Raw genomic sequence first — 26441 nt, forward strand, 5'->3', positions numbered from 1 at the left:
TGAAAGACTGAAGAAATCACGCCAGCAAGAAAGACACAGAGGGACACACCACCATGCACCACCGCCTCCACCCATCCCGGCACCGCACCGCCCTCGCGCTGCTGACCACATTCATGCTGCTGGCCTCCGGCACGCAGGGCGCCCACGCCGCCGAACATTTCTGCGGCCAGCGCACGGCGCACCCCATCGATAAGGCCCTGGGCGCCGCCTCCGAGCGCAGCGGCGGCGTGACGGTGGACCTGATCGACGCCCAGAACGCCGCCTACGCCGCGTGGGACAAGGAGCTGAACCGCATCTACGCCCTGGTGCTGAAAGCCGCTGGCCCCGGCCGCCGCGACACCCTGCGGGCCGCCCAGCGCGCCTGGCTCGCGTTCGACACCGCCCAGGGCCAGTGGGACAGCGCCGTGTTTGCCGAACAGGGCAGCTCGGCCGCGCTGAACATTGGCGGTGCGGCGCTGGAGCGCCGACGCGCCCGCGTGTGCGCGCTCACCAACGACCTGGACAGCCTGAAGGATTCGCCATGATGCGCCGCCGTATCGTGCAAGCGCTGCCGTGGCTGGCCGCAGCGCTGGCGCCCTCGCTGAGCCCGGCCCGGTCGGACAAGGTATGGCTGCGCATCCGCAACAACAGTCAGGAAGCCTTCACCCATGTCTGGCAGGGCCTGCCGCAGCAGGGCACCGATGTGGACCTGGGCCCGCTGCTGCCCGGCGACACCAGCCGCTGGCACGCGCTGCCCGCCACGCTGGCGCACTACCGCAAGACCCGCATCCAGATCGGCCAGCGCCAGCTCACCCATGTCACCGACCAGTCTTTCCCGGGGGGCCAGGCCACGCTGGCGCCGGGCCACTACGCCTTCACCTACACGCTCGAAGGAGGCGCGCTGCGCCTGACCGTGACGGCGGAGCCCCACGCCTCCGGCCCTGGCGGGTCACATCAAAAACAATAGCAATCAGCGCTTACCAGACGCGCGCAGAGGCCGAATTTCATTCAAGAAAGCCGCCCATGACACCCCTCAGCACCCTGCACCCGGCCCGCATGGCGCGGCTCTCGGCCCTGGCGGCCGCCTTGCTGGCGTCAGCCTGTGGCGGCAGCGACACCAACATGGCCGAGGCGCCTGCACCCGCGCCCCTGCCAAGCAACGCCAACACACCCGCCCCGCCCCCTTCGCCCTCGCCGCAGCCGGGCAACCCGCCGGTGGCGCCTTTGCCGACATCGCCTTCGGCACCTGCGCCCTTTCCAACGCCTGCGCCTGCGCCGTCACCGTCACCAACGCCCGCCCCCAGCCCTGCGCCTGCGCCCGCCAGCCCGGGCTGGACGGTGGTGTCGGTCAATTCCACACTCGCGCCCCTGCCCATCGCCAGCGACCTCACGCCCAACCCCGGCCGGGGCTACCACCGCTGGCGTGCCAACCCGGCCGCCGTGCCGCTGGGCGATTCGGCGCCGCCACTGGCCGCCTTCCAGCGCTACCGCTGGAACGAGCTGGAAGGCGCCACGCCGGGCCAGTACACCCTGAGCAGCCTGGTGGCGGCACGCGATGCGGCGCGGGCGGCGGGGCAGCAGTTTGCGTTCCGCCTCCAGGCCATGCGCGGCTATGGCACCGAGACGCTGGACGTGCCCACATACCTCTATGGCGCAGGCACGGCGCGCCCCGAATGTTCCAGCCCCAACCCGGCCTGCGTGTGGGCGGCCCCCATGCCCGCCACCGTGCCACCCACCCCGCCCACGCTGGTCCCCAACTGGAACCACCCCTACGTGCTGGCCCGCATGCAGGCCCTGCTGCAGGCGGTGGCGGCAGCGCTGGGCGACACGTCTGACCTCGCCTGGATCGATGTGGGCCTGTATGGCCAGTACGGCGAATGGGCGCAGAGCAGCACCAACGTGGTCTACACCCCGGCCGTGCAGGCGCAGGGCATCGAGGCGGCCACCAACGCCACCAAGCGCAGCATCGCGCAGATGCACTTCGACGTGTTCCCGCACGCGCAGCACGCAATGTTCATCCCCTACTCCAACCTGGACGCGCTGCAGTACGGGCTCTTCCAGCAGACCACCACCACGCTGCCCGTGGGCCTGCGCTGGGACTGCCTGGCCCAGTCGGGCTACATGAACCAGTGGACCAACCGCCCGGCCGACTGGGCACTGATTGCGGACCGCTGGAAAACCGCGCCCTGGGTGGCCGAGTTCTGCCCCTTTGGCCCCGGCGAGGCGCAGACCAACGCCGCCACGGCGCTGCAGCAGGTGCGCGACCTCCATGTGTCCACCGTGGGCAACGGCAACCTGAACGCGCCCTGGGCCAGCTTCTCGGCCAGCGAGCAGGCCCACCTGGCCGCCGTGGGGCGCGAGGCGGGTTACCGCTTTGCGCTGGGGCCCATCAGCGTCACCCCTGTGTCGGCCACCACGGTGCAGCTGCAGCTGCGCGTGGACAACACCGGCAATGCCCCGCTGTATGCGCCCTGGCAGCTGCAGGCCCAGCTGCACAACGCCACAGACCAGGTGGTGGACCAGCAGGTGCTGCTGAGCACCACGCAGGCGCGCGCCGTTCTGCCGGGCCAGCCCGCGCAGATCAGCACCACCTGGACCCCGCCCAGCCTGCCCGCAGGCGACTACACGGTGCACCTGGCCTGGGTGCGCCAACCCGCGCTGGCAGGGCTGGCGCAAACGCTGCGCTGGAACATGCAGGGCGTTGAAGCCGACGGCAGCGCGCGGCTGGCAACACTGAGGAAGTAGAGGGAGAAGGCGGCTGCAGGACCGCCCTGTATCAGCCGCCCATCAGCCGCCTGTCGGTCCGGCTGTTTTGGCCGGACTGAATTCGCCCGGCGGAATCAGCCGCGCTGCAGCAGGTGCGCGTGCACCGCACCGGCCTTGAGGTGCCGGTACAGCACCAGGCCATGTTTTGCCAGTTCCTCGTCCGCCCAGGCGCGGGGCGCTTCGAGGTAGATGAAGCCCCCGGCCGCCACGGCCTGGGCGGCGGCCTGCAGTGCGGGTTCAAAAAACGGGCCATCGAATGGCGGGTCCAGCAGCACCAAGTCCAGGCTGGCGGGGGCAGCCTGTTTCAGTGCAGACACGCCGTCGCCACGCTGCACGCGCACGGCGCTGGCCTGCAGCTTGGCCTGCAGCACCTGCAGCTGGGCGACCAGGGCTGCATCGTTTTCCACCAGCAGCACCGATGCGGCGCCGCGCGAGGCGGCTTCGAGCCCCAGCGCGCCCGTGCCCGCAAACGCGTCCAGGCAGCGCCAGCCCGCCAGGTCCTGGCCCAGCCAGTTGAACAGGGTTTCGCGCACACGGTCGGGCGTGGGGCGCAGGCCGGGGCGCTGGGCCACGGACAGGCGGGTGCGCTTCCATTGCCCGCCGATGATACGGATTTCGCCCGCGCCCTTGGGGGCGGCGGCAGCGGCGGGTTTGTCTTTGGCGCCTTTTTTGGGGGCCACGGGGGCCGCAGCGGCGGCGGCCTGGGCCTTGCGGATTTCGGCGGTGATGGCGCTGCCGCGCAGGGTCGATCGGCTCATGGCTGTTTTCCTCCCACCACCACGGTCACCATGCGGTCGGGCTGCAGCTTTTTCGCCATCGCGGTGCGCACGTCGGCCACCGTGATGGCCTCCACCTTCTTCGTCCACTGGTCCAGGTAGTCGAGCGGCAGATCGTTCCAGGCGATGTTGGCCACGTTGCCCAGCAGCTTCTTGTTGCTGTCGATGCGCAGCGCAAAGCCGCCGATGAGGTTGTCCTTGGCGGCGCGCAGTTCGGCCTCGGTGGGGCCTTCGGCCACAAAGCGGGCGATCACGTCGCGCGACACCTGCACGGCCTGAGCGGCCTGGTCGGGACGCGTCTGCAGGCCCACGGTGAAGGCGCCCGCGTGCAGGCCCGAGGCGAAGTAGCTGTAGACGCTGTACGAGAGCCCGCGTTTTTCACGTACCTCGTTCGTCAGGCGCGAGACAAAACCACCGCCGCCCAGGATGTGGTTGCCCACCAGCAGCGCCACAAAGTCCGGGTCGCGGCGCTGAAAGCCCGGCTGGCCGATGAGCACATGGGCCTGGGCCGAGGTGAAGGGGATGTTCTGCTCGGCCGGGGCGGTGAGCGCAGCGATCTCGCCCACGGGCGGCAGCGGCGCGCAGCCGGTGCTGGCAGGCAGGCGCGACAGCAGCGTGGCCACCAGCGTCTGTGCCTGCGCACGCGTCACGGCACCCACGATGCTGACCTTGGCGCGGCAGGCCGCGATGTGCTGGGTGTGGAAGGCCTGCATGTCGGCCACATTGATGCGCGCCAGGGTCTCCTCGGTGGTACGCACGCCATAGGGGTGGCTGCCGTACACGGCGGCGCCAAAAGCGTGGGCAGCCACGGTGGCGGGGCGGGTGAGCGACTCCTTGATGCTCGCGCTCCAGCGTGCACGGTCGCGCGGCCACAGGTCGGCGGGCCAGCTGGGCTCGCCAATCTGGCGCGCGGCCAGGCGGGCGGCCTGGTCGAGCAGCGGCGGGTCGGTGAGCGAGCGCAAGGTGTAGTGCAGCGCGTCGTTGTCCGCAGCGGCCTCGAAGTTGGCGCCCAGGTCGGCCCAGGCTTCGCCCAGGCCGTTTTCGTCCAGCGCGGGGGCGTTGCCCAGCGCCTTCACGCCCTTGCTGGCCATCATGGCCACGGCGCTGGCCAGGCCCGACTGGCCGGCCGGGTCACGGCGGGTGCCGGCGTCAAAGTCGATCTGCACGTCCACCATGGGGATGACGGGGCTTTCGACCAGGTACACCTTGGCGCCGCTCCCCTCCGTCCAGTGCTGGATGGGCAGCAGTGCCCAGGCAGAATGTGAATAAAAAAAGGCTCCTGCGCCCGCTAGTAAAGCGCGAACAGCTATCTTTTTAATAGTAATCATAGGTAGGTGCGCAAATCGATTTCAGTGGCGGGCCGCACCGGGCGCAGGCTGCGCGCGGGGGCGGGGGGCATCCAGCGGCTGGGGCAGCAGCGTGGCCACGGTGAGCTGGTCGTCACCAAAATATTTGGCGGCCACGGCCTGCACCTGGGCGGACGTCACGGTGCGCAGCAGCGCCAGCAGGCGCTCTTGCGCATCCAGCGGAAAACCCTGCACCCAGTTGCCACCCAGCTCCTGCGCCTGGCTCATCACCGAGTCGCGCTCGTACACGGTGGAGGCGATCCATTGCGTTTTCACGCGGGTCAGCTCGGCCTCGCTCACGCCATCACGGGCCACGCGGGCGACCTCGGCGCGCAGCGCATCTTCGACCTGCTGGGCGGTCTTGCCTGCGGCGGGAACACCGCTGAGCATGAACAGGCTGGAGCCGCGCCCCGTCACCATCGCTCCGCTGCTGGCACTGTCGGCCACGCGGTCTGCGCCCTGCGTGAGTGCGCGGTCCAGCCGCGCGCCGTCATAGCCGTTGAACACGGCCGACAGCACCATGAGCGCCAGCGCATCGCGGTCGTCATCGGTGAGGCTCTCCACCCGGCGCAGGCTGGGCGCGCGAAAGGCCAGCGCCACATAAGCCTGCTCGGCCGGGGCCTTGACGGCGATGCGGCGCAGGCCCTTCTGCGCGGGCTCCAGGCGCGGCTTGCGCGCGGGCAGCGCATGGGTGGGCAGGCTGCCGTAGTACTTCTCGGCCAGCGCGCGCACCTGGGCCACGTCCACATCGCCCGCCACCACCACAGCGGCGTTGGTGGGCGTGTACCACTGGCGGTAGAAGGCGCGCACGTCCTCGGGCGTCATCGCGTCCAAGTCGCTCATCCAGCCCACGATGGGGCGGCGGTAGGGCGCGGCGATGAAGGTGGTGGCAAACAGCTGCTCGGCCAGCATGGCGCGGGGCTGGTCTTCGGTGCGCAGGCGGCGCTCTTCCTTGACGACCTCGATCTCTTTCTTGAACTCCTCATCGGGCCACTGGTTGTTGGCAAAGCGGTCCGATTCGAGCTTCATCACGTCTTCAAGCCGGTTGGACGGAATCTGCTGGTAATAGCCGGTGTAGTCGCGGCTGGTGAAGGCGTTCTCGCGCCCGCCCAGGGCCGCCACACGGCGCGAGAACTCGCCCGGCTGCAGCGTCTTGGTGCCCTTGAACAGCATGTGCTCCAGCACATGGGCCACACCGGTCACGCCGTCCACCTCGTCCATGGAGCCCACGCGCACCCAGACCATGTGCACCGCCGTAGGCGCGCGCCGATCAGGCTGCACGATGAGCTGCATGCCGTTTTTCAGCGTGAACTGCTGCGCGCCAGACGCCGTGGACGGCGCCGTAGCAGCGGCTGCGGCAGGGGTGGAAGACACCGGTGGCGTTGCCGCAAAGGCAGCCCCGCACGAAAGGCAGGCCATGAGGCCCAGGAGGTTGAAAGCGCGTTTCATAGAATGGAGTGATTCTAAGAACCCTCCAATGTTCAGTTTCTTCAAGAAAAAACCCGCCCCGCCCCCGGCCGATGCCCCCGCCCTCGCCGACGTGCCCGCCCCGGCCTCGCCGGTAGACGCCCCGGCGCCCGCTGCTCCCACGCCCACGCCTGCAGCGCCCCCGCTGCCCGCCACACCCCCTGCCGCCGCCCCGGCCCCCGTGGCCGCACCTGCTCCAGCGGGCTTTGGCTGGCTGCGCAACCCCTTCGCGGCCAAGACCGCTGAGCCCGAGGCCACGCCGCAGCAGGCGCCTGTTGCAGTGCCTGTGGCGGCACCTGTTGCAGCGCCCGCCCCGGTCCCTGCAGCGGCTCCCGTTGCGGTGCCTGTGGTTCCGCCCGTTGCTGCAGCACCTGTCGCCCCCACAACACCTGTAACGCCCCCTGCTGCCGCGCCCGTGGCGGCACCAGCCCCCGTGGCTGCGCCCGCCCCCGTTGCGCCCCCAGCACCAGTGGCGCCCGCCCCTGCCCCCGTGGCGGCCGAGCGCAAGGGCTGGCTGGACCGCCTCAAGGCGGGCCTGCGCAAGACCGGCAGCAGCATTGCCACTGTGTTCACCGGCACGCAGATCGACGATGCGCTGTATGAAGAGCTGGAAGAGGCCCTGCTGATGGCCGACACCGGCGTCAAGGCCACGGCCCACCTGCTGGCCGACCTCAAGCGCCGCGTGAAGGAGGCCAAGGCCACCGACCCCGCCGCCGTCAAGGGCCTGCTGGCCGACGCGCTGGCCGACCTGCTGCGCCCACTCGAAAAAAGCCTGGTGATTGGCGAGCACACGCCCACTGTGATCATGGTGGCGGGCGTCAATGGCGCGGGCAAGACCACGTCGATTGGCAAGCTCACCAAGCACCTGGCGGGCGAAGGCGCCGCCGTGCTGCTGGCCGCCGCGGACACCTTCCGCGCCGCTGCGCGCGAGCAGCTGGGGGTGTGGGCCGACCGCAACACGGTCGAGATCGTGAGCCAGGAAGGCGGCGACCCCGCCGCCGTGAGCTTTGATGCCGTGACCGCTGGCAAGGCGCGCGGCAAGGACGTGGTGCTGGTGGACACCGCCGGGCGCCTGCCCACGCAGCTGCACCTGATGGAAGAGCTGAAAAAGATCCGCCGCGTGGTGACCAAGGCCGACGCCACCGCCCCGCACGAGGTGCTGCTGGTGATCGACGGCAACACCGGCCAGAACGCACTGGCCCAGGTGCGCGCGTTCGACGATGCGCTGCAGCTCACCGGCCTGATCGTGACCAAGCTCGACGGCACGGCCAAGGGCGGCGTGCTGGCCGCCATTGCGCAGGAGCGCCCCATCCCCGTGTACTTCATCGGCGTGGGCGAAAAGCTCGAAGACCTGGAAACCTTCAGCGCCAGGGAGTTTGCACAGGCCTTGTTGGCCTGAAGCCGCCTTCAACCGCCCCCCCGGCAGGTGGCCTTTCTGGGCCTGGTTTGACATCAAATGGCCCCATCTGGGGCCATTTTCACGTTTACGGATCGCAACAATTCCCCCATGATGGGACTTCCCAAGTAAAAGCACGGAGGCCCATGTTCATTGAGCTGGTCAAAGGCGTTGCCTTGCTGTTGGCGCTGTGTTTTCTGCATGGCTTCAACATCCGCCTGTGGCGCCACCGACCGCTGGTGGGGCAGGCTTTTTCGGGGCTGATCTTTGGCGGCATCTGCGTGGTGGGCATGCTCACCCCGGTGGTGCTCATGCCCGGCGTGATCTTTGATGCGCGCTCGGTCGTGCTCAGCATGGCGGGGCTGTTTGGCGGGCCGCTGGTGGCCTGCATCGCGGCGGCCATGGCGGCCACGGGGCGCCTGTGGCTGGGCGGCGCGGGCGCCGAGGTGGGCCTGATGGTGATTGCCCTGTGCACCGTGATGGGCCTGGTCTACCGCGAGGGGCGTGCACGGGGGCGACTGGGTGTGGAGCCCGTTACCCTGGCACTGTTCGGGCTGCTGCTGCACACGGCGGTGATTGCGCTGTTTCAGTTGCTGCCTGCCGAGGCCGTGCAGCGCATCAACCAGACGCTGGCCTTGCCCTATCTGCTGACCTTCACCCCCGCCACCGTGGTGCTGGGCCTGCTGCTGCGCGATGTGGAAGAGCGCATGGCCACCGAACACGCGCTGGCGGGCACCGCAGCGCGCCTGAACGCCATCGCCCAGGCCATCCCCGACGTGCTGCTGGTGCTGGACGCGCAGGGGCGCTATGTGGAAGTGCTCTCGCCCGACGACACGGCGCTGGCCGCCAGCGCGCCCGCGCTCATCGGCAAACGCCTGCACGAGGTGCTGCCCGCCGAGCAGGCCGACCGCTTCATGGCCCTGGTCCGCGACACCCTGCAATCGGGCCAGACCCACACCATCGAGTACGAGATGCAAACGCAGGCGGGGCTGCGCCAGTTCGAGGGGCGCACCCAGCCCCTGGGCGTGAAGGTGGGTGGCCAGGCCGCCGTGGTGTTCCTGGCCCGCGACATCACCAAACGCAAACAGGCCGAAAGCGCGCTGCGCGAGTCTGAGCTGCGCTTTCGCTCGCTGCTGCGCAACATCCCATCCATCTCGGTGCAGGGCTACCTGGAAGACGGCACCACCAGTTACTGGAACAAAGCCTCCGAACACCTCTACGGCTACACCGCCGACGAGGCGCTGGGCGCCAATCTGCTGGACCTCATCATCCCGCCGCCCATGCGCGAGGCCGTGCGCGGCCATGTGGCACACATGTTCAAGACGGGCGAGGTCATCCCGGCGGGCGAGCTGCAGCTGCAGCGCAAGGACGGCTCGCCCGTTGATGTGTTCTCCAGCCACGCCTACATCCAGGTGCCCGGCCACCCGCCCGAGATGTTCTGCATCGACATCGACATCTCCGGCCGCAAGGCCGCCGAAGACGAGGCCCGCTACCTGGCGTTCTACGACGCGCTCACCCAGCTGCCCAACCGGCGCCTGCTGGTGGACCGGCTGCAGCAGGTGCTGGTCAGCGGCGCGCGCTCGGGCCTGACCACGGCCGTGCTGTTTGTGGACCTGGACAACTTCAAGACCCTGAACGACACCCGGGGCCACGAGGTGGGCGACCTGCTGCTCAAGGAAGTGGCCCAGCGCCTGCGCGACTGCGTGCGCGAGCAGGACACCGTGGCCCGCCTGGGTGGCGACGAGTTTGTGGTGGTGCTGCAGAACCTGAGCAGCGACGCCACCGAGGCCGCCGCCCAGACCCGCACCCTGGGCGAGCTGGTCCTGGCCCAGCTGCGCCAGCCGTACGACCTGGCAGGGCATGAGCACCATTTCTCAGCCAGCATCGGCGCCACGCTGCTGCGCCACCACCGGGACTCGGTGGACGAAGTGCTCAAGCAGGCCGACATGGCCATGTACCGCGCCAAGGACGCGGGGCGCAACACGCTGCGCTTTTTTGACCCCGACATGCAGCAGGCCGTGAACCGCCGCGCGCTGCTGGAGACCGAGCTGCACAACGGCCTGCGCCAGGCCCAGTTTCTGCTGCTCTACCAGCCACAGGTGGACAGTCAGGGCCACATCACCGGCGCCGAGGCCCTGGTGCGCTGGCGCCATCCCGCGCAGGGCATGGTCTCGCCCGCCGAATTCATCCCGCTGGCCGAAGAATCGGGCCTGATCCTGCCGCTGGGCCACTGGGTCATGGAAACCGCCCTGCGCCAGCAGGCCCGCTGGCGGCAGCACCCGCTGTTCGCCCACCTCAGCCTCGCCATCAACGTGAGCGCACGCCAGTTCCTGCAGGAAGACTTTGTGGCCCAGGTGCTGGCATTGCTGCAGAGCACAGGGGCCGACCCGGCGCAGATCAAGCTGGAGCTGACCGAGAGCCTGCTGCTGGACAACGTGGACAACGTCATCGCCACCATGCAGGCCCTCAAGGCCCACGGGCTGGGCTTCTCGCTCGACGACTTCGGCACCGGCTATTCGTCGCTCAGCTACCTCAAGCGCCTGCCGCTCGACCAGATCAAGATCGACCAGGGTTTTGTGCGCGACGTGCTGCTGGACCCCAGCGACGCCGCCATTGCGCGCTCCATCATCGGCCTAGCAGGCGCCCTGGGCCTGGACGTGATCGCCGAAGGCGTGGAAACCACCGAACACCACCAGTTTCTGCTGTCGCACGGCTGCCAGGCCTTCCAGGGCTACCTGTTTGGCCGCCCGCTGGCGCTGGAAGACTTCGAGCGGCAGGTGCAGCAACAGGCCACCTAACCCCACATATAGGTGGGCAGCCCCGCCCCACGGCCCTGCCCGCAGCAGGGGCAATCAAGTTCTGCCGCCCGCTGGCCGATATCTCCTTGTGGCAACCGCGGAGGTGTCCCATGAAGATCGAATCGTCCGCCCTGCAGATGCAGGCCCAGCACGTCGCGACGCGCGTGCACACCCAAAGCAGCCGCTTTGAAGCCTGGGTGGGCGACCGCCGCCCCGCCAACGCCCCCAGCCCCGCCCGAGCGGCCCCAGCCGTCCAGATCTCCAGCGCCGCGCGCCTGGCCCAGGCTGCACAGTCCACCGAGGCCACCACTGCCCCCCGTGAAACCGACGCCGATGAAGGCCTGACACCCCAGCTCGCCCTGATGCGCGACCTCATCGCGCTCATGACCGGCGTGCGGGTGCGCGTCTACACCGGCACCGAGGCCCCGACCGAAGCCCCCACCCTACCCCGGCGCCCAGCGCAAGCCCAGGCCGACTCGGCCCCCGGGCGCCAGCGCGCCGGTTTTGGCCTGATCTATGAACAGCGCGAAGTCATCGAAGAAACCGAAAGCACCCAGTTCAGCGCCCAGGGCGTGGTGCGCACCGCCGACGGCCGCGAGATCCGCTTCACCCTGCAGCTGGACATGCAGCGCAGTTACCGCCAGGAATCCTCATTCAGCCTGCGACTGGGCGACGCCACCGCCATCGATCCCCTGGTGATCAATTTCGACGGCACCGCTGCCCAGCTGCAAGACCAGCGTTTTGCCTTCGACCTGAACGGTGACGGCGAAACCGACAACGTGCCCCTGCTGGCAGGCAACCGGGGCTACCTGGCGCTGGACACCAACCAGAACGCAGCCATCGACAACGGCCTCGAACTCTTCGGTCCCGGCACTGGCAACGGCTTTGCCGAACTGGCCCAGCACGACAGCGACGGCAATGGCTGGATCGACGAAGCCGACCCCGTCTACCAGCAACTGCGCGTGTGGACCCCCAGCGCCGACGGCACTGGCCGCCTGCAAACCCTGGCCGAACTCGGCGTAGGCGCCGTGCAGACCGCCGCATCGGCCGCCACCCCGTTCGCCCTGCGCACCGCCGACAACACCCACCTGGGCGCCGTGCGCTCCACAAGCGTGTACCTGCGCGAGGATGGAGGGGTGGGGACGGTGCAGCAGATTGATTTGAGTGTGTAAAAAACCAGGGGGCTGGCAGGCTTACTCCGATAGCCGGAAGAACTGGGTGATGTCCAACCCGTCTTCAGCCCGACACTGACGCATGGGCCACCTGCGCGTCCATCCAGTCAGCATACTCCGCCGAGGCCTGCAGCGTCTGCACCACCAGCTGCGGTAGCGCATAAGGATGGTGCGCCCGCACAAGGGCCAGCAGCGGATGAAGGGCCCGCGGTGCGGTTTTGTACACCAGCCGGAATTCGCGGTCCTCCTGCAGTGCACCCTGCCAGCGGAAATGGGCTGTGATCGGCTCCACCTGCACACAGGCCGCCAGCCGCGCCTGCAAAACCAGCTGCGCCAGCGCCCGCGCTTGCACGTCGGTGGCCACGGTGGTGGTGACAACCGCGATATCGCGAAGGGCCGCCGGCTCGGTCATGCGCGTCTCCGAAAGGTGTTGGGCGATGCAGTCTGCCATGTCGGAAGGTGCAATGCCAGCTCCGCCACCGACCACCATCCAAAGCGCGAAAAGACAGTTCCGGTTGTCGCAACAATCGAAAAGATCTGGAGCAACGGTGCGCGGAACCCTAGTTTTTTGCTTGCTCAGATACCAAGCAAACGTCTGAAGCTTGATGAAATCACAGAAAAAACCATTTTTAATCAATAACTTACAAAACAATTCTGTGTTTGCACGCCTGTCACCCGAGATGGATGCTCCGGCGATGGCGGACGGGCCGCTTTGTCTACCCGCAGGGGAACTATGGATTTAGCACTCAATCACATGGAGTGCTAATATCTTGGCTTAGAGGAAAGGATTCCTGGAATGAACATTCAGTCTGGAACCGCGACGATGACCCTGGCTCCCGCCAACCCCTGGGCGTTGGTGCCTGCGCTGGGCAACCTCGACGCCTACATTTCGGCCGTCAATCGCCTGCCCCTGCTCACACACGAAGAAGAGCAGACCTATGCGCGGCAGCTCAAGGACAACAACGATGTGGATGCCGCTGGCCGGCTGGTGATGTCGCACCTGCGCCTGGTGGTCTCGATTTCGCGCCAGTACCTGGGCTACGGCCTGCCCCACGGCGACCTGATCCAGGAAGGCAATGTGGGCCTGATGAAGGCCGTCAAGCGCTTTGACCCGGACCAGGGTGTGCGCCTGGTGAGCTACGCCATGCACTGGATCAAGGCCGAGATCCATGAATACATCCTGAAGAACTGGCGCATGGTGAAGGTGGCCACCACCAAGGCCCAGCGCAAGCTGTTCTTCAACCTGCGCTCGATGAAGCAGGGCTTCAAGGCCGATGCGGCCGCTGCCGATGCAGCTACGCACCGCGACACCCTGTCCGACCGCGAGATCGACTCGGTGGCTGCGCAGCTGAATGTGAAGCGCGAGGAAGTCATCGAGATGGAAACCCGCATGTCGGGTGGTGATGTGTTGCTGGACCCGGCCCCCTCGGACGACGGTGAGCAGGCGTTTGGCCCGATTGCCTATCTGGCCGATGGTTCGCACGAGCCCACGGCCATGATCGAGTCGCGCCAGCGTGATGCGCTGGCCACCGATGGCATTGCCACGGCCCTGGCCAGCCTGGACGATCGCAGTCGCCGCATCGTGGAAGAGCGCTGGCTCAAGGTCAACGACGACGGCACGGGCGGCATGACGCTGCACGAGCTGGCGGCGGTGTACGGCGTGAGCGCCGAGCGCATCCGCCAGATCGAAGTGGCCGCGATGAAGAAGATGAAAAAGGCGCTGGCCGAGTACGCCTGAGCCTGTGGGCAGCGGGGTTAATATCCCCGGCTGCAGAAGTTGCCTCACGGGGCCCCAGTTCTGGGGCCCCGTGTCGTTTTGGCCCCTGAATATTCTTGTTGAGGAGACCCGTTCCCATGTTGTCGTCACGCCCCGTTGTTTCCCGCCGTGCGTCCACGCTGCTGATTGCGCTGGCAGCCGCCTCCCCTTGGGCTCTGGCCCAGAACGCCGCCAAGCCTGGCACCGCCGCTGCAGCCGCGCCCCTGGCGTGGCCCACCAAGCCGCTCAAGATCATCGTGGGCTTTCCGGCCGGGTCTTCGCCCGACCTAACGGCGCGCACGTTCTCCGAGCCGCTGTCCAAGGTCCTGGGCCAGCCGGTGGTTGTGGAAAACAAGGTGGGCGCAGGCGGCAACATTGCGGCCGATGCCGTGGCCAAGGCGCGCGATGACCACACCATCGGCCTGATGATCAACGGCAACATGACGATTGCCAAGCTGCTGAACCCGGCCGTGCCGTACGACCCCATCAAGGATCTGGCCCCGCTGAGCCTCATTGGCACGTCGCCCTTGATCCTGACGGCGCCCGTGAGCCAGCCCGGCGTGCCTGCCAACAGCAGCGCCCGCGACTTCTTTGTGGCGGCCCGCAACGGGGGCGACAAGTGGAGCTATGGAACGCCTGGCGTGGGCACGGTGGGCCACATCGGCACCGAGTTGCTCAAGTCACGCAGCAACATCAACCCGGTGCATGTGCCTTACCCCGGCTACCCGCAGGTGGCCACCGCCATGCTGGGCGGTCAGCTGCAGATGGCGCTGCTGCCTCCGGCCCTGGCGCAAGCCCAGGTGCGCGCGGGCAAGCTGCGCGCGATTGGAGTGACGTCTTCCGGGCGCAGCCCGCTGGCGCCTGATGTGCCGAGCCTGGCCGAGGCGGGCATCAGCAACTTCAATCTGGAGATCTGGAACGCCTTTGCGGCGCCTTCGACCCTGCCCAAACCGATCCAGGCCAAGCTGGCAGCGCTGATCAGCGAGATCGCCCGCAGTGAAGATGTGCGCGGCAAGCTGTTCCAGCAGGGCTGGCAGACGGTGGGCTCCTCACCCGAGGGGCTGGCCAACCGCGTGAAGGCCGACACCAATCTGCTGGGCGGCGTGATCGCGATGCGCGGCATCAAGGCCGAGTAAACCAGTGCGGCGCAACTGCCGCGCACCTTTGCTGCAAGACAGCATCAACCCGGGTCTGGCCAGCGTGCCTGCCCGGGTTTTTTTGTTGCTGGTGTTGTCAATGCATCATGCAGGCGGGCAGGCGGGCGCCCGCATAGATCTCAGCCCGCTTCGGCAAGCAGGGTCTTGACGTCCGCCGCCAGGGCCTGGGCGCCACTGCCGTAGCGGTTGTACACCCGCAGGCGCCCGGCGGGGTCATACACATAGCTGCCCGCCGAGTGGTCCATGGTGTAGCTGGTGGGCGTCTTGCCATCGACCTTCTTGTAATAGATCTTGAAGTCCTTGGCGACGGCAGCCAACTGCTCGGGCGTGCCGCGCAGGGCCAGGAAGCTGGGGTCGAAATTGGCCATGTAGGCCTTGAGCACATCAGGGGTGTCGCGCTCCGGGTCCACCGTGACGAAGATACCTTGCAGGCGGTCACCATCCTTGCCCAGGATCTGCTTGACCTCGGCCAGCTCTTGCATGGAGGTGGGGCACACGTCCGGGCACTGTGTGAAGCCGAAGAACACCACCACCACCTTGCCCGCAAAGTCCTGGATGTGGCGGGCCTGGCCGTTGTGGTCGGTCAGCGGGAGGTCGCGGGCGTAGTCGGCCCCGGTAATGTCCACGCCGCGAAATTCGGCCTTTTTCTTCTCGGAACAAGCACTAAAAAGGCCTGCTGCGCCTATTGATAAAGCGCTGACAGCTATCGTTTTGAGAGCATTTCGTTTGAGCATGGAATTCACAGCACGTAGTGGTCCACCAGCAGGGCGGCAAACAGCACGCTCAGGTGGATCAAGGAAAAGCGGAAGGTCTTGCGCGCAAGCGCGTCCGAGTAGTTGCGCCACAGCGCAAAGCCATAGCCACAAAAGCCCGCTGACAGCAGCACAGCGGCCACCAGGTAGATCCATGAACTCATGCCATACACAAACGGCATGAGGCAGCCCGCGAACAGGATCAAGGTGTAGAGGAACACCTGCAGCCGGGTGAACTCGTTGCCATGGGTGACCGGCAGCATGGGCAGGCCAGACTTGCGGTAGTCCTCCACGCGGTACAGGGCCAGGGCCCAGAAGTGGGGTGGTGTCCAGAGGAAGATGATGAGGAACAGGATCAGCGCCTCAGGGCCCACATCCCCCGTCATGGCGGCCCAGCCCAGCACCGGGGGCATGGCGCCGGATGCGCCACCGATGACGATGTTCTGCGGCGTCAGGGGCTTGAGGATCACGGTGTAGACCACCGCGTAGCCCACGAAGGTGGCAAAGGTGAGCCACATGGTCAGCGGGTTGATCCAGAAGTACAGCAGGGCCGAGCCCGCTGCGCACAGCACGGCCGAGAACAGCAGCGTCTGCGCATTGGACAGCTCGCCCTTGGCGGTGGGGCGCCAGGCCGTGCGCTTCATCTTGGCGTCGATGCCCTGCTCCACGATGCAGTTGAAGGCAGCCGCAGCGCCTGCCACCAGCCACACCCCTGCGCTGGCCAGCGCCATCTGGCCCAGTTGCGCGGCAGTGGGCAGGCCGGGCACGGCCAGCACCATGCCGATCAGGGCACAAAAAACGATGAGCTGCACCACACGGGGCTTGGTCAGCGCATAAAACTGCTGCATGCGCGACGGCAGGGCAACAACGTGGGGGGGGGCGACACTCATGCGGACACTCTCGATGCGCCAGGTGGCGCGGAAAACTCTCGGGGCACAGCCACGGCTGCGCGGCTGGACACCAGGGCCCAGGTGAGCACAACAACCAGGGCGGCCGCGCCGCCGGTGTGCAGCACGGCGGCCACCAGCGGCCAGTCCAGGATCACGTTGGACAGGCCGGTGGCCAGTTGCAGCAATGACAGGCCCGCCAGCCACCGTGTGGGTGCGGGCAGAGCGCCACTGCGATGCAGGCGCCAGGCCAGCCATGCGAGCGCCGCCAGCACTAGGTAGGCCATCAGCCGGTGCACGTAATGGATGGCTGTAAGGCCCGCAAAGCTGATATGGCTGCCGTCCTGCAGCAGGCCCAACTTGCGCCAGATCTGGAATCCCTGGGCAAAGTCCATGGCAGGCCACCAGCTGCCCTGGCAGGTAGGGAAGGTGGTACAGGCGAGCACCGCGTAGTTGGTGCTGACCCAGCCGCCCAGCACCACCTGCAGCGCCAGCAGCAGCCCCGTCCAGACCAGCCCCTTGCGCAACACGGGCGAAATCTGGGTGGGCAAGCGACCTTGCGCCGCATGCGTGTGGCGCACGGCCTGCACACAGAGCAGCGCCAGCAGCACCAGCCCACCAATGAGGTGCAGCGTGACGATGGCGGGAAAGAGCTTCATCGTCACAGTGAGTGCGCCAAAGGCCCCTTGCAGGCACACCCACAGCAGCGTGACCGTGGGCCACCAGGGACTGAGCGGTGGTGCCTCGGCCCTGCCCTGCCGGGCGCGGCGCTGCTGCACCCAGGAGGACACCGTGAGCACGATGATCAGCACGCCCACACCGGTGGCCAGATAGCGGTGGATCATCTCGACCCAGGCCTTGCCATGGGTGACCGGGCCGGTGGGCATGGCCTCTTGTGCGGCCGAAATTTCTGCACGCGCGCCCATGGGGCTGACACTGCCGTAGCAGCCGGGCCAATCAGGGCAGCCCAGGCCCGAATCGGTGAGGCGCGTGAAGGCACCAAACAGCACCAGGTCAAAGGTCAGGAACAAGGTCAGCACCGTGAGCGCCTGCAGGCGCCGCAGAGGCGTGCTGCGGCGGTTGCGCACCCAGACCCAGGCCAGGGGCCCCAAGGCAATCACCAGGCCCAGGAGCATCAGCTCCAGCATGGGGGCCAGGTCGTACAGCGGTTGGGTATCGCTCATGGCTTGCCCGGCCGGCCAGCGTCGTCCCACGACGAGGATGCGCGCAGCAAGCGTTCCAGGTCACGCTTGGCCTTGGCGGCCCCGCTGGCATCCATGTCAGCAGGAAAGCGCATCATCCAGTTGCCCATGGGGTCCACCACATACAGGTGCTCGGCCTGCTGGTGGCCCGAAGCAGGCGCGAGCCAGGCGCTGAGCGCGGCACCGTCCACCCGCAGCACCGTGGCCTTTTGCAGGGCGGGCGCCAGCGTGTCGGGCACGGCGGCACTGTCATTGACCAGCCAGACCCAGTCCAGGCGGTCCTTTTCCTTGCCCAGGCTTTCGCGCAGCTGCCGCTGCAGGTACAGGTGTTTCTGGCACTGCGCGTCGCAAGCGCCCCCCGCCACACTCACCAACAGCCACTGCCCTTTGAGCGAGTCGAGGGGAAGCGACGCGCCATCTGGTGTGGTGGCTGTGAGCGCGGGCAGGGTGCGCTGGGGGTCGATCAGCTCTCCATAGTTGCGCCTGCCTTCAGGGCGGACGACGTAGTACGTGAAATACGAGGCGATCACGGGTGCGGCGCAAATCGCCAGCACACCCAGCATCTTCCAGCGGCCATGGCGCGTGCGTTGCGCGCTGGCCATGGCGTCCCCGGCCTCGGGCAGGGTGTGCACAGTCAGCCCAAGAGGGTGCTCGGCACGGACCTCAGGGGGCAGGCTGGCTGCGCGGGCGAATGAACCGTCGGACGATTTGGAACCAGACATAAAGAAGTGCCATCAGGCCGCAGAGCCCGAACCATTGAAATGCGTAACCGTAGTGTTTATCGACGCCTGCGCCCACCACGGGCCAGTCGCGCTGCAAGCCGTCGCCCGCGCCACCTACAGCGCCCGTCTGCACCACAGTGAGCGGGGCGAGCGCCAGGCCGGTTTCGGTGCGAAACGCGGCCAAGTCGAGATTTTGCCGGATGCGGGAAGACCCCTGAGCGCCATGGCCGCCAGTGCTGATGTCGCCGCTGCCAAACTCATACAGGCGCGAAGGTGCTGCGGCCACGCGCCCTGCCACCCGCACTACCTGATCCGACGGCGTCGGCACCTGGGGCAATTGCGTGCGATCCTGGAAATTGCGTGGCACCCAGCCACGCTGCACCAGCACCACACCCGCTGGTCCGCCGGTCAGTTGCAATGGTGTGAGCACAAAAAAACCGGGACGGCCATTCATCTGGCGGTTGTCGAGGTACACGGTGTGTTCGGGCAACCAGCGGCCTTCCAGCACCACGGCACGGTGCACCAGGGACTCGGCCTCAGAGGTTCCGCCGGGCGGCAGTGACAGCAGCGCACGGCCATCCATGACGGGCATGCGGCCACGCGCATCCAGCATGGCTTGCAAGGCTTCTTTCTGCGCTGCACGCGACAGCTGCCAGCGCCCCAGCGACGCCGTGACCAACATGCCCACCACGGCGGCCAGCGTGATGAGCCAGAAGCGCAGGCCCAGGGGACGGCGGAAAGTGGTCACGGGATAATGTGCTCCATGAAATACCTCGTAGTGCTGGCGTTCATCGCCATTTTGGCCAGCCTGGCCTCGGCCTTGTTCTTCATGATGCGCAATGGCCAGGGTGACAAGCGCAAGGGCAAGCACATGGCCAAGGCGCTGGCAGTGCGGGTGGGGCTGTCCATTGTGCTGTTCGTGTGCATCCTCGTGGCCTGGCAGCTGGGTTATATCCAGCCTACGGGCCTGCCCGCGACGCGCTGACCGGAGCGGCCTTCCACCGGACTGCTATTGCTGCCGCAAAAGGCTTGATCTGAGCTTGGTGCCCCCAACAAAAAAGCGCCTCGCGGCGCTTTTTTTGTAGTTGCCGTGGGTGTTTACATCCAGTACACCAGCACGTACAAACCCAGCCACACCACGTCCACAAAGTGCCAGTACCAGGCGGCACCTTCGAAGCCGAAATGCTTGTCGGCGGTGAAGTGGCCCTTTTGGAGGCGCAGCGTGATCACAAGCAGCATCAGCATGCCCAAGAACACGTGGAAGCCGTGGAAGCCAGTCAGCATGAAGAAAGTGGAGCCGAACACGCCCGAGTTGAGCTTGAGGTTCAGGTCGGTGTACAGGTGGTAGTACTCGTAGCCTTGCACCAGCAGGAAGACGAAACCCAGCAGCACGGTGGCCCACATGAAGCCAATGGTCTTGCCACGCTGGTTTTCGCGCAGCGCATGGTGGGCAATCGTCAGAGTGACACCCGAGGTGAGCAGCAGCGCAGTGTTGATGGTGGGCAGCCAGAAGGGGCCCACGGTCTGGAAGGGCTCAACGATGCCCGCCGGTGACGCCGTGGCGCCTGCAGCAATGCTGGGCCACACGGCCTTGAAGTCGGGCCAGAGCAGCGCGTTGTCCAGGCTGCCCAGCGCGGGCACAGAGTGGGAGCGTGCCCACCACAGGGCCGTGAAGAATGCACCGAAGAACATCACTTCAGAGAAGATGAACCAGCTCATGCTCCAGCGGTAAGAGAGGTCGATCTTGTGGCCATACAGGCCACCTTCGCTTTCGCGGACCGCATCGCCGAACCACTGGTACAGCGTGAACAGCCACCACACCAGGCCCAAGGCCAGGGAATACTTGCCCCAGTCATGGCCGTTGATCCACTGGCCTGCGCCAAGGATCACAAAGAACAGGCCAGCAGCCGCCATCACCGGGTGGCGCGACTCGGCAGGCACATAGTAGTACGGGGTTCCGCCGTGGGTTGATGCACTCATTTCAGCTCCTGAATCTCAAATCTTTGTTTTCAGTCTTGTTGTTGATACGGGTCCAACAACCCGTTCACACTACCCAATTCACCAAGGCAATCAGCCCCATCACCAGCAAAAAAACCGCCACCAGCCCCACCACGATGATGTGCAGGGGGTTGAGTTTCTCGACATCCTGCTGGTACTCGCTGCCTTTGCGCAAACCAATCAGCGACCAAGCCACTGCGCGCACTGTGCGCAGCAGGGAGCCTTTGCGTTCGTGCGGCTTCACCACGGAGGGGTCGAGGGGCGCATTCATGAGCCAACTCCTGTCGCCGACACACTGGGGGATGACGGCACAGTGCCACCCACCGCAGCGGTGGATTCTGGCGCGGCAGGCGTCTTGCCACCCACCTCGAAGAACGTATAGGACAGCGTGATGGTGGTCACGTCCTTGGACAGACGCGGATCAATCACGAAGGCCACGGGCCATTCCTTCTTTTCGCCGGGCTCCAGCACATACTGGTTGAAGCAGAAACACTCCAACTTGTTGAAGTGGGCTGCCGCCTGCCGCGGGGCATAACTCGGAATGGCCTGCGCAGCCATGCGGCGGTTCTGTACGTTCTGGAACTCGTACATCACTGTGGTCAGCTCGCCAGGGTGCACCTGCACCGAGCGCTGAGCGGGCTTGAAATCCCATGGGCCACGCGCGTTGGCGTCGAACTCGACAGTGATGGTGCGGCTCTTGTCCACCTGCGTGTTGGCCGGCAGCTTCACATCCTTGCCCGCGACGCCGTTGCCCGGCACCTGGCGCTCGGAGAGCGACAGGATGTTGATGCCCGTCATCTCGCAGATGTGCTTGTAGATCGGGATCAGCACGTAGCCAAAGGCAAACATGCCGGCCGCAATCACGACCAGCTTGCCGACCATCTTGGCGTTTTCGCGGCGCAGGCTCATGGCAGGGGTGTGCTCAGCTCAACGGGAGAGGAAAAACACCTTGGCCATGAACCCGACAAAAAACACCACTGCAATCGACGCCAGGATCAGCGCCATTCGCAGGTTGCTTTTCTTCTGCTCGGGTGTCATGGGCATGGTCCTCAGCCGATCACACGGGTGGCCGTGGCGTCCAGCTTGGGCGGGTTTTCAAAGGTGTGGAAAGGCGCAGGGGATGGGACTTCCCATTCCAGGCCCTCGGCACCGTCCCAGGGCTTGGCAGCAGCTTTTTCACCCTTGCCACGCATGGCGGGCACGATGACAGCCAGGAAGAAGTACACCTGCATCAGGCCGAAACCAAAGGCACCCACCGAGGCAATCGCGTTGAAATCAGCGAACTGCATGGGGTAATCGGCGTAGCGACGGGGCATGCCAGCCAGGCCCAGGAAGTGCATGGGGAAGAAGGTGATGTTGAAGGTGATCAGCGAGCCCCAGAAGTGAATCTGGCCACGCGTTTCGGAATACATCACACCCGTCCACTTGGGCAGCCAGTAGTACACGCCAGCAAACATGGAGAACAGCGAACCGGCCACCAGCACGTAGTGGAAGTGGGCAACCACGTAGTAGGTGTCCTGCAGCTGGATGTCGATGGGCGCCATGGCCAGGATGAGGCCGGTGAAGCCACCCATCGTGAACACAAAGATGAAGCCCACGGCGAACAGCATGGGGGTCTCGAACGTCATGGAGCCGCGCCACATCGTGGCGATCCAGTTGAAGATCTTCACGGCCGTGGGCACGGAGATCAGCATGGTGGCGTACATGAAGAACAGCTGGCCCGTCACAGGCATGCCGGTCGTGAACATATGGTGCGCCCACACGATGAACGACAGGATGGCAATGGACGACGTGGCATACACCATGGAGGCATAACCGAACAGCTTCTTGCGGGCGAAGGCAGGCACGATCTGGCTGATGATGCCGAAGGCCGGCAAGATCATGATGTACACCTCGGGGTGACCGAAGAACCAGAAAATGTGTTGGTACATCACCGGGTCACCACCACCGGCGGGGTTGAAGAAGCTGGTACCGAAGTGGCGGTCCGTCAGCGTCATGGTGATGGCACCAGCCAGCACGGGCATCACGGCGATCAGCAGGTAGGCGGTGATGAGCCAAGTCCAGGCGAACATGGGCATCTTCATCAGCGTCATGCCAGGGGCGCGCATGTTCAGGATGGTCACGATGATGTTGATCGAGCCCATGATGGACGAAGCGCCCAGGATGTGCATCGCGAAGATGCCGGCATCCATGGAGGGACCCATCTGCAGCGTCAGCGGTGCGTACAGCGTCCAGCCTGCGGCGGGGGCACCGCCAGGCATGAAGAACGAGGTCACCAACATGAGCGCCGCAGGAATCATCAGCCAGAAGCTGAAGTTGTTCATGCGGGCAAAGGCCATGTCGGATGCGCCGATCTGCAGCGGGATCATCCAGTTCGCAAAGCCCACAAAGGCCGGCATGATGGCGCCGAACACCATGATCAGGCCGTGCATGGTGGTGAGCTGGTTGAACAGCTCAGGGTTCACCAGCTGCAGGCCGGGCTGAAACAGCTCGGCGCGGATCAGCAGCGCCAAGATGCCGCCCACCATCAGCATGGTGAACGAGAACAGCAGGTACAGCGTACCGATGTCCTTGTGGTTGGTGGCGTACACCCAGCGGCGCCAGCCGGTGGGGCCATGGTGGCCGTGGTCGTCGTGTGCGTGGTCGCCCGCGTGACCGTGGTTGTCCAGAACTGCGCTCATGTTGGATTCCTCAATACGTTGGGGCGGTGATTACTTGCCACGCTGGGCCACAATTTCGGCAGGCTGCACCAGCTGGCCGGTCTTGTTGGACCAGGAGTTCTTGGTGTAGGTGACCACGGCGGCAATGTCGGTGTCGCTCAGCTGCGCCCATGAGGGCATGGCGCCATTGGCTGCGCCCTTGAGCAGGATCTGGATCTGCTTGGCATGGTCGGCGTCCAGCACCACGGCCGAGGCGTCCAGGGGCTTGATGGGGCCAGCGCCCTTGCCATTGGCTTGGTGGCAGGCAGCGCAATTGGCGGCGTAGACCTTCTCGCCACGCTTCAGGATGTCGTCCAGCGCCCAAACCTTGGTCGGGTCGTCCAGCTTGGCGGCAGCCTTCTTCTTCTGGTCGGCGACCCAGGCGGTGTAGTCCTCTGCAGACACGACCTTCACGTGGATGGGCATGTAGGCGTGTTCCTTGCCGCACAGCTCGGCGCACTGGCCGTAGTAGTCACCGATCTTCTCGGCGCGGAACCAGGTGTCGCGCACAAAGCCGGGGATCGCATCCTGCTTGATACCGAAGGCAGGCACCATAAAGGCGTGGATCACGTCATTGGCGGTGGTGATGATGCGGATCTTCTTGCCCACAGGCACGACCATCGGGTTGTCCACCTTGAGCAAGTAGTCGGCGGGTGCGTCGGCGACCTTGCCACTGTCAGACATCACGCGGTGGCTGCTGTCCAGCGTAGAGATAAACGCCAGGCCTTCACCCTCGCCGGTGATGTAGTCGTAGCCCCACTTCCACTGGTAGCCCGTGGTCTTGATCGTGAGGTCGGCATTGGTGGTGTCCTTCTGCGCCACCAGCACCTTGGTGGCAGGCAGGGCCATCAGGATCACGATGATGAAGGGGATGATGGTCCAGACCACTTCGACGGTGACGGACTCATGGAAATTGGCCGACTTGGCGCCCTTGGAGCGGCGGTGTTTCCAAATCGAATAGAACATCACGGAGAACACTGCAACAAAGATCACCGTGCAGATGATCAGCATCATCCAGTGCAGAAAATGCTGCTCTTCAGCAATTTTGGTCACCGGGGGATGCAGGTTCAGCTGGTTGACTGCGGGACCGCCAGGCAGGTCCTGGACGGCATGGGCTGCGGAGCCCACCCATGCACCGGCAATCAGCAGCAGAGAAGCCAGCTTGTTGGAAATGCTCTTCATAGTTCTCACTTACTTCTAAGCCTCAATTTAACCAATCCCTTGCGCGTGCCTGCGTGGGGTCAGGCGGCGCGCAAAGCCATGCGGATCTCCGATGCCAGGGCCGGTCGAAGTTCGGGGCGCACGAAGCGCCCCACTTCAACGGACCGACCCTGCGCAGACAGCATGATGAGCGAACGATCTCCGGTCTTGGGTTCTACACGAACCCGGCTCCGGTCAAACTCTGCGCGCTCCAGCCGGCCTGCCGTCTCCCGTTCCACCACAAGGCGTGAGCCTTGCAGTGAAATCCTCTCGCCATCCGCCGCATGGCGACCGTACATGGCGAATGCAATTCCTACAGCCAAGATTTCGAGCCACGCAAAGGGCATCACCAGGTAAGCGCCGAGCATCCAGAAGCACGTTGCAATCCCCAGCGACACCAGGCACAAGGACAGATACATCCATCCCAACTGTGCCGGCGTGACCGAACAATTTCGGGCCAAACGCCAGTCAATGCGCTGGCCCGAGACCGTGGCAAAACGAAAAACCAAGCCCGTCACAGGTCGTGCCCACAAGACTGCTGGCGCACCCGGTGTGGCGCCTCAGGCACCACAGGCGCAGCCCGCAAATTTGCGCGGGAAGATGCCCGAAATCTCAATAACCCTGAATTGTAGCGTGCCTTGTTCCAAGTCATTGACACGGAGTTACAGGTTAGTTTTCTTTGCCGCCCTTGCGCAACATCAAACGCATATCCTGCAGCGAAACCGTGCTGCTGGAGTCCATGCGCACCCGTGGCGCGGGCTTGAAAGCGTGGCCATAAATGATTTCAAAAGTCAGTGCCAGCTGGCCTCCCTGCTGCGGATCGGCCAGTCGCTCAGCCAGCGCCGCATAGAGCTTCTCGCGCCAGCGCTTTCCGCGCAATGAGGGAAAGCGATCAGGGTGCAGGTTGCACCCCAGCTCGCGCAGCTCCCGAACCAACCGTTCGGGGGTGGCGAAGGTGAGCGTGATGCGCTCCATGTCCATCACCGGCTCGGCAAAACCGGCGTGCACCAGCATGTCGCCCCAATCGTGCATGTCGGTGAAAGCGTGGCCCGCCGGGGGCCAGCCCAGGGCTGCATAGACCCCGTGCAGCTCCCGCAGCGTGTCGGGCCCCAGGCACGAGAACATCAAGTAACCGTCTACCGCCAGGGCGCGGTGCCATTGCGCAATCAGGGCCTCGGGGTCTGCGGCGGTGTGCAGCGCCATGTTGGCCCAGAGCATCTGCACGCTGGCGTCGGTGGGCAGGCCCCACTGGGGGCTGGTGGCGCCCCAGCGGGCGAGGCTCCACCAGGGCTTGGCCAGCGCCTGGCGCGCCACAGGTTCGCAGTGCGCAGCCGATTCGTACACCTGGCAACGCGCCTCGGGATAGCGGGCACTCACCAGCGCATGGGCCTGCAGCCCGCCACGCAAGGCATCCCAATGGCACCAGGACGCCGGAGCCTGGCGAATCCACTGCAAACGGTCCTCCATGCGGCGGGCAACTTCTTCATGGAGCCACGGGGACAGGGCGGGTGCAGCAGCCTGCCAGCGGGCAGCGGCAACGGGATCAATGGTGGGGGGGCGCTCGGAGGACATGGCAGTTCACAGGGACGCGCGAGTATATTGATTCATGCTTTTTGAAGGATTGCCAGGGTTTTCACGCCACCTGCGGGGACTGGCGGGCCTGCTGGGCCGTGTGCCCAGCCAGTGCGCAGCGTGCCATGCCTGGCCATCGCAGCGCATCTGCAATGCCTGCGTGGCCCGGTTTGCCCAACCCGCTAACCGCTGCCAGCGCTGCGCACTGCGGGTGCCTGCGGGCGTGGCCGTGTGCGGAGCCTGCCTGCAGCACCCACCCGCGTTTGATGCTTGCCTGGCCGCCGTGGACTATGCCTATCCCTGGGCCACCGCACTGGCAGACTTCAAGTTCCGCGCAGACCCGGGCTGGGCGGGCGCGCTGGCCACCCTGCTGCGCAGCACGCCCTGGGTGGAGCCCACCCTGGAGGCCGCCGACCGGGTGCTGCCCGTGCCGCTGTCGGACGAACGCCTGCGCGAGCGCGGCTTCAACCAGTCGGCCTTGCTGGCCCGCCACCTGGCAGGCGCCAAGGCCGACTCACGCAGCCTGCTGCGCCTGCATGCCAGCGAAGCCCAGAGCAGCCTGCCCCGCGCCCAGCGGCTGCGCAACCTGCGGGGAGCGTTTGCGGTGGAGCCCGCCCGCGCCGCAACGTTGCGCGGGCAGCGGGTGGTGGTGCTGGACGATGTGATGACCACGGGCGCCACCGCGCAGGCCGCCACACTGGCCCTGCGCGAAGCCGGTGTGGCGCAGGTGACCGTGGTGGTGCTGGCCCGCACTGCACTGGAGTGACAGGCTGCCGCCGCGGTGCCAACGTCCGTC

Annotated in this window: 27 protein-coding genes; 10 read left to right on the forward strand and 17 right to left on the reverse strand. The window is 66.1% G+C overall.

The features are described 5' to 3' along the window. Positions 1-53: 53 nt before the first annotated feature. The 3 genes from ACSQ3O_RS21655 to ACSQ3O_RS21665 are packed head-to-tail and all read left to right on the forward strand — an operon-like array spanning position 54 to position 2724. Positions 54-524, forward strand: a complete 471-nt coding sequence (locus tag ACSQ3O_RS21655) for a lysozyme inhibitor LprI family protein (protein ID WP_298449369.1) — start codon at positions 54-56, stop codon at positions 522-524. Further along, entirely contained in the window at positions 524-946 is a 423-nt protein-coding gene (locus ACSQ3O_RS21660) for a hypothetical protein (protein WP_436140442.1), read from the forward strand. Before ACSQ3O_RS21655 ends, ACSQ3O_RS21660 begins: the two co-directional genes overlap by 1 nt. Before the next feature lie 56 nt (positions 947-1002). Further along, complete coding sequence (locus ACSQ3O_RS21665) at positions 1003-2724, forward strand: DUF4832 domain-containing protein (protein WP_436140443.1); 1722 nt, start codon at positions 1003-1005, stop codon at positions 2722-2724. Positions 2725-2819: 95 nt separating this feature from the next. Here the strand turns inward: ACSQ3O_RS21665 and rsmD are convergent, their stop codons facing one another. Genes rsmD through ACSQ3O_RS21680 form a run of 3 tightly spaced genes read right to left on the reverse strand, consistent with a single transcriptional unit; the run spans position 2820 to position 6316 of the window. Further along, positions 2820-3503 (reverse strand): 16S rRNA (guanine(966)-N(2))-methyltransferase RsmD, encoded by a 684-nt coding sequence (rsmD, locus tag ACSQ3O_RS21670; protein WP_436140444.1) that lies wholly within the window; start codon positions 3501-3503, stop codon positions 2820-2822. Beyond that, entirely contained in the window at positions 3500-4849 is a 1350-nt protein-coding gene (locus ACSQ3O_RS21675) for a M16 family metallopeptidase (RefSeq protein ID WP_436140445.1), read from the reverse strand. Before ACSQ3O_RS21675 ends, rsmD begins: the two co-directional genes overlap by 4 nt. A gap of 21 nt (positions 4850-4870) precedes the next feature. After that, the gene (locus ACSQ3O_RS21680) at positions 4871-6316 is read right to left on the reverse strand and encodes a M16 family metallopeptidase (RefSeq protein WP_436140446.1); all 1446 of its coding nucleotides are present in this window, start codon (positions 6314-6316) and stop codon (positions 4871-4873) included. 28 nt (positions 6317-6344) lie between these two features. On the opposite strand from ACSQ3O_RS21680, the gene ftsY reads away from it, so the two are divergent. The 3 genes from ftsY (at position 6345) to ACSQ3O_RS21695 (ending at position 11700) form a co-directional block, all read left to right on the forward strand. Continuing rightward, positions 6345-7733, forward strand: a complete 1389-nt coding sequence (gene ftsY, locus ACSQ3O_RS21685; RefSeq protein ID WP_436140447.1) for a signal recognition particle-docking protein FtsY — start codon at positions 6345-6347, stop codon at positions 7731-7733. A gap of 143 nt (positions 7734-7876) precedes the next feature. Beyond that, complete coding sequence (locus ACSQ3O_RS21690; protein ID WP_436140448.1) at positions 7877-10528, forward strand: EAL domain-containing protein; 2652 nt, start codon at positions 7877-7879, stop codon at positions 10526-10528. A 110-nt stretch (positions 10529-10638) separates the two neighbouring features. Beyond that, positions 10639-11700 carry a hypothetical protein gene (locus ACSQ3O_RS21695; protein ID WP_298449385.1) on the forward strand — a complete coding sequence of 354 codons (1062 nt, stop codon included), beginning with the start codon at positions 10639-10641 and terminating at the stop codon, positions 11698-11700. Positions 11701-11764: 64 nt separating this feature from the next. On the opposite strand, the gene cutA is transcribed toward ACSQ3O_RS21695, so the two are convergent. After that, positions 11765-12337: a divalent-cation tolerance protein CutA gene (gene cutA, locus ACSQ3O_RS21700; RefSeq protein ID WP_436140449.1), complete on the reverse strand. Its 573-nt coding sequence runs from the start codon at positions 12335-12337 to the stop codon at positions 11765-11767. Between the two features lie 159 nt (positions 12338-12496). On the opposite strand from cutA, the gene rpoH reads away from it, so the two are divergent. Both rpoH and ACSQ3O_RS21710 read left to right on the forward strand, forming a co-directional pair. Next, complete coding sequence (rpoH, locus tag ACSQ3O_RS21705) at positions 12497-13438, forward strand: RNA polymerase sigma factor RpoH (RefSeq protein WP_436140450.1); 942 nt, start codon at positions 12497-12499, stop codon at positions 13436-13438. A 116-nt stretch (positions 13439-13554) separates the two neighbouring features. Next, positions 13555-14592 carry a Bug family tripartite tricarboxylate transporter substrate binding protein gene (locus tag ACSQ3O_RS21710; RefSeq protein WP_436140451.1) on the forward strand — a complete coding sequence of 346 codons (1038 nt, stop codon included), beginning with the start codon at positions 13555-13557 and terminating at the stop codon, positions 14590-14592. Between the two features lie 140 nt (positions 14593-14732). On the opposite strand, the gene ACSQ3O_RS21715 is transcribed toward ACSQ3O_RS21710, so the two are convergent. From ACSQ3O_RS21715 to ACSQ3O_RS21735, 5 genes are read right to left on the reverse strand one after another with little or no spacing between them, the layout of a single operon-like run. Further along, complete coding sequence (locus ACSQ3O_RS21715; RefSeq protein WP_298449394.1) at positions 14733-15347, reverse strand: SCO family protein; 615 nt, start codon at positions 15345-15347, stop codon at positions 14733-14735. Positions 15348-15352: 5 nt separating this feature from the next. Beyond that, complete coding sequence (gene cyoE, locus ACSQ3O_RS21720) at positions 15353-16255, reverse strand: heme o synthase (protein ID WP_436140452.1); 903 nt, start codon at positions 16253-16255, stop codon at positions 15353-15355. Beyond that, positions 16252-17436 (reverse strand): COX15/CtaA family protein, encoded by a 1185-nt coding sequence (locus ACSQ3O_RS21725; RefSeq protein WP_436140453.1) that lies wholly within the window; start codon positions 17434-17436, stop codon positions 16252-16254. The genes cyoE and ACSQ3O_RS21725 overlap by 4 nt, the downstream gene beginning before the upstream one ends. Beyond that, complete coding sequence (locus ACSQ3O_RS21730; RefSeq protein WP_436140454.1) at positions 17433-18176, reverse strand: hypothetical protein; 744 nt, start codon at positions 18174-18176, stop codon at positions 17433-17435. The genes ACSQ3O_RS21725 and ACSQ3O_RS21730 overlap by 4 nt, the downstream gene beginning before the upstream one ends. Beyond that, positions 18118-18924, reverse strand: coding sequence for an SURF1 family protein (locus tag ACSQ3O_RS21735; RefSeq protein ID WP_436140455.1), 807 nt, complete (start codon positions 18922-18924; stop codon positions 18118-18120). Before ACSQ3O_RS21735 ends, ACSQ3O_RS21730 begins: the two co-directional genes overlap by 59 nt. A gap of 15 nt (positions 18925-18939) precedes the next feature. Between ACSQ3O_RS21735 and ACSQ3O_RS21740 the strand changes: the two genes are divergently transcribed. Beyond that, positions 18940-19161: a twin transmembrane helix small protein gene (locus ACSQ3O_RS21740; protein WP_137745932.1), complete on the forward strand. Its 222-nt coding sequence runs from the start codon at positions 18940-18942 to the stop codon at positions 19159-19161. Positions 19162-19274: 113 nt separating this feature from the next. Here ACSQ3O_RS21740 and ACSQ3O_RS21745 read toward each other — a convergent pair whose 3' ends face one another. The 8 genes from ACSQ3O_RS21745 to ACSQ3O_RS21780 all read right to left on the reverse strand — a co-directional run bounded on the left by ACSQ3O_RS21745 (position 19275) and on the right by ACSQ3O_RS21780 (position 25645). Further along, a complete protein-coding gene (locus tag ACSQ3O_RS21745) occupies positions 19275-20156 on the reverse strand; it encodes a cytochrome c oxidase subunit 3 (RefSeq protein ID WP_137745931.1) in 882 nt (293 codons plus the stop codon). 64 nt (positions 20157-20220) lie between these two features. Continuing rightward, positions 20221-20445 (reverse strand): DUF2970 domain-containing protein, encoded by a 225-nt coding sequence (locus ACSQ3O_RS21750; protein WP_137745930.1) that lies wholly within the window; start codon positions 20443-20445, stop codon positions 20221-20223. Continuing rightward, positions 20442-21083 (reverse strand): cytochrome c oxidase assembly protein, encoded by a 642-nt coding sequence (locus ACSQ3O_RS21755; RefSeq protein WP_436140456.1) that lies wholly within the window; start codon positions 21081-21083, stop codon positions 20442-20444. The genes ACSQ3O_RS21750 and ACSQ3O_RS21755 overlap by 4 nt, the downstream gene beginning before the upstream one ends. An 18-nt stretch (positions 21084-21101) precedes the next feature. After that, positions 21102-21212, reverse strand: coding sequence for a cytochrome oxidase small assembly protein (locus tag ACSQ3O_RS21760; protein WP_212742253.1), 111 nt, complete (start codon positions 21210-21212; stop codon positions 21102-21104). Between the two features lie 11 nt (positions 21213-21223). Beyond that, positions 21224-22855, reverse strand: a complete 1632-nt coding sequence (gene ctaD, locus ACSQ3O_RS21765) for a cytochrome c oxidase subunit I (RefSeq protein ID WP_137745928.1) — start codon at positions 22853-22855, stop codon at positions 21224-21226. Between the two features lie 30 nt (positions 22856-22885). Next, the gene (gene coxB / locus ACSQ3O_RS21770) at positions 22886-24055 is read right to left on the reverse strand and encodes a cytochrome c oxidase subunit II (protein ID WP_137745927.1); all 1170 of its coding nucleotides are present in this window, start codon (positions 24053-24055) and stop codon (positions 22886-22888) included. A gap of 59 nt (positions 24056-24114) precedes the next feature. Further along, positions 24115-24591: a DUF2244 domain-containing protein gene (locus ACSQ3O_RS21775; protein WP_137745926.1), complete on the reverse strand. Its 477-nt coding sequence runs from the start codon at positions 24589-24591 to the stop codon at positions 24115-24117. A 151-nt stretch (positions 24592-24742) separates the two neighbouring features. Continuing rightward, positions 24743-25645 (reverse strand): biotin synthase, encoded by a 903-nt coding sequence (locus ACSQ3O_RS21780; RefSeq protein ID WP_137745925.1) that lies wholly within the window; start codon positions 25643-25645, stop codon positions 24743-24745. Positions 25646-25679: 34 nt separating this feature from the next. Between ACSQ3O_RS21780 and ACSQ3O_RS21785 the strand changes: the two genes are divergently transcribed. Further along, complete coding sequence (locus ACSQ3O_RS21785) at positions 25680-26411, forward strand: ComF family protein (protein ID WP_436140457.1); 732 nt, start codon at positions 25680-25682, stop codon at positions 26409-26411. The last annotated feature ends 30 nt before the right edge of the window (positions 26412-26441 follow it).

Source organism: Acidovorax sp. LjRoot74, assembly GCF_964254355.1.
In the GTDB taxonomy this organism is placed as follows: Bacteria; Pseudomonadota; Gammaproteobacteria; order Burkholderiales; family Burkholderiaceae_C; genus Acidovorax.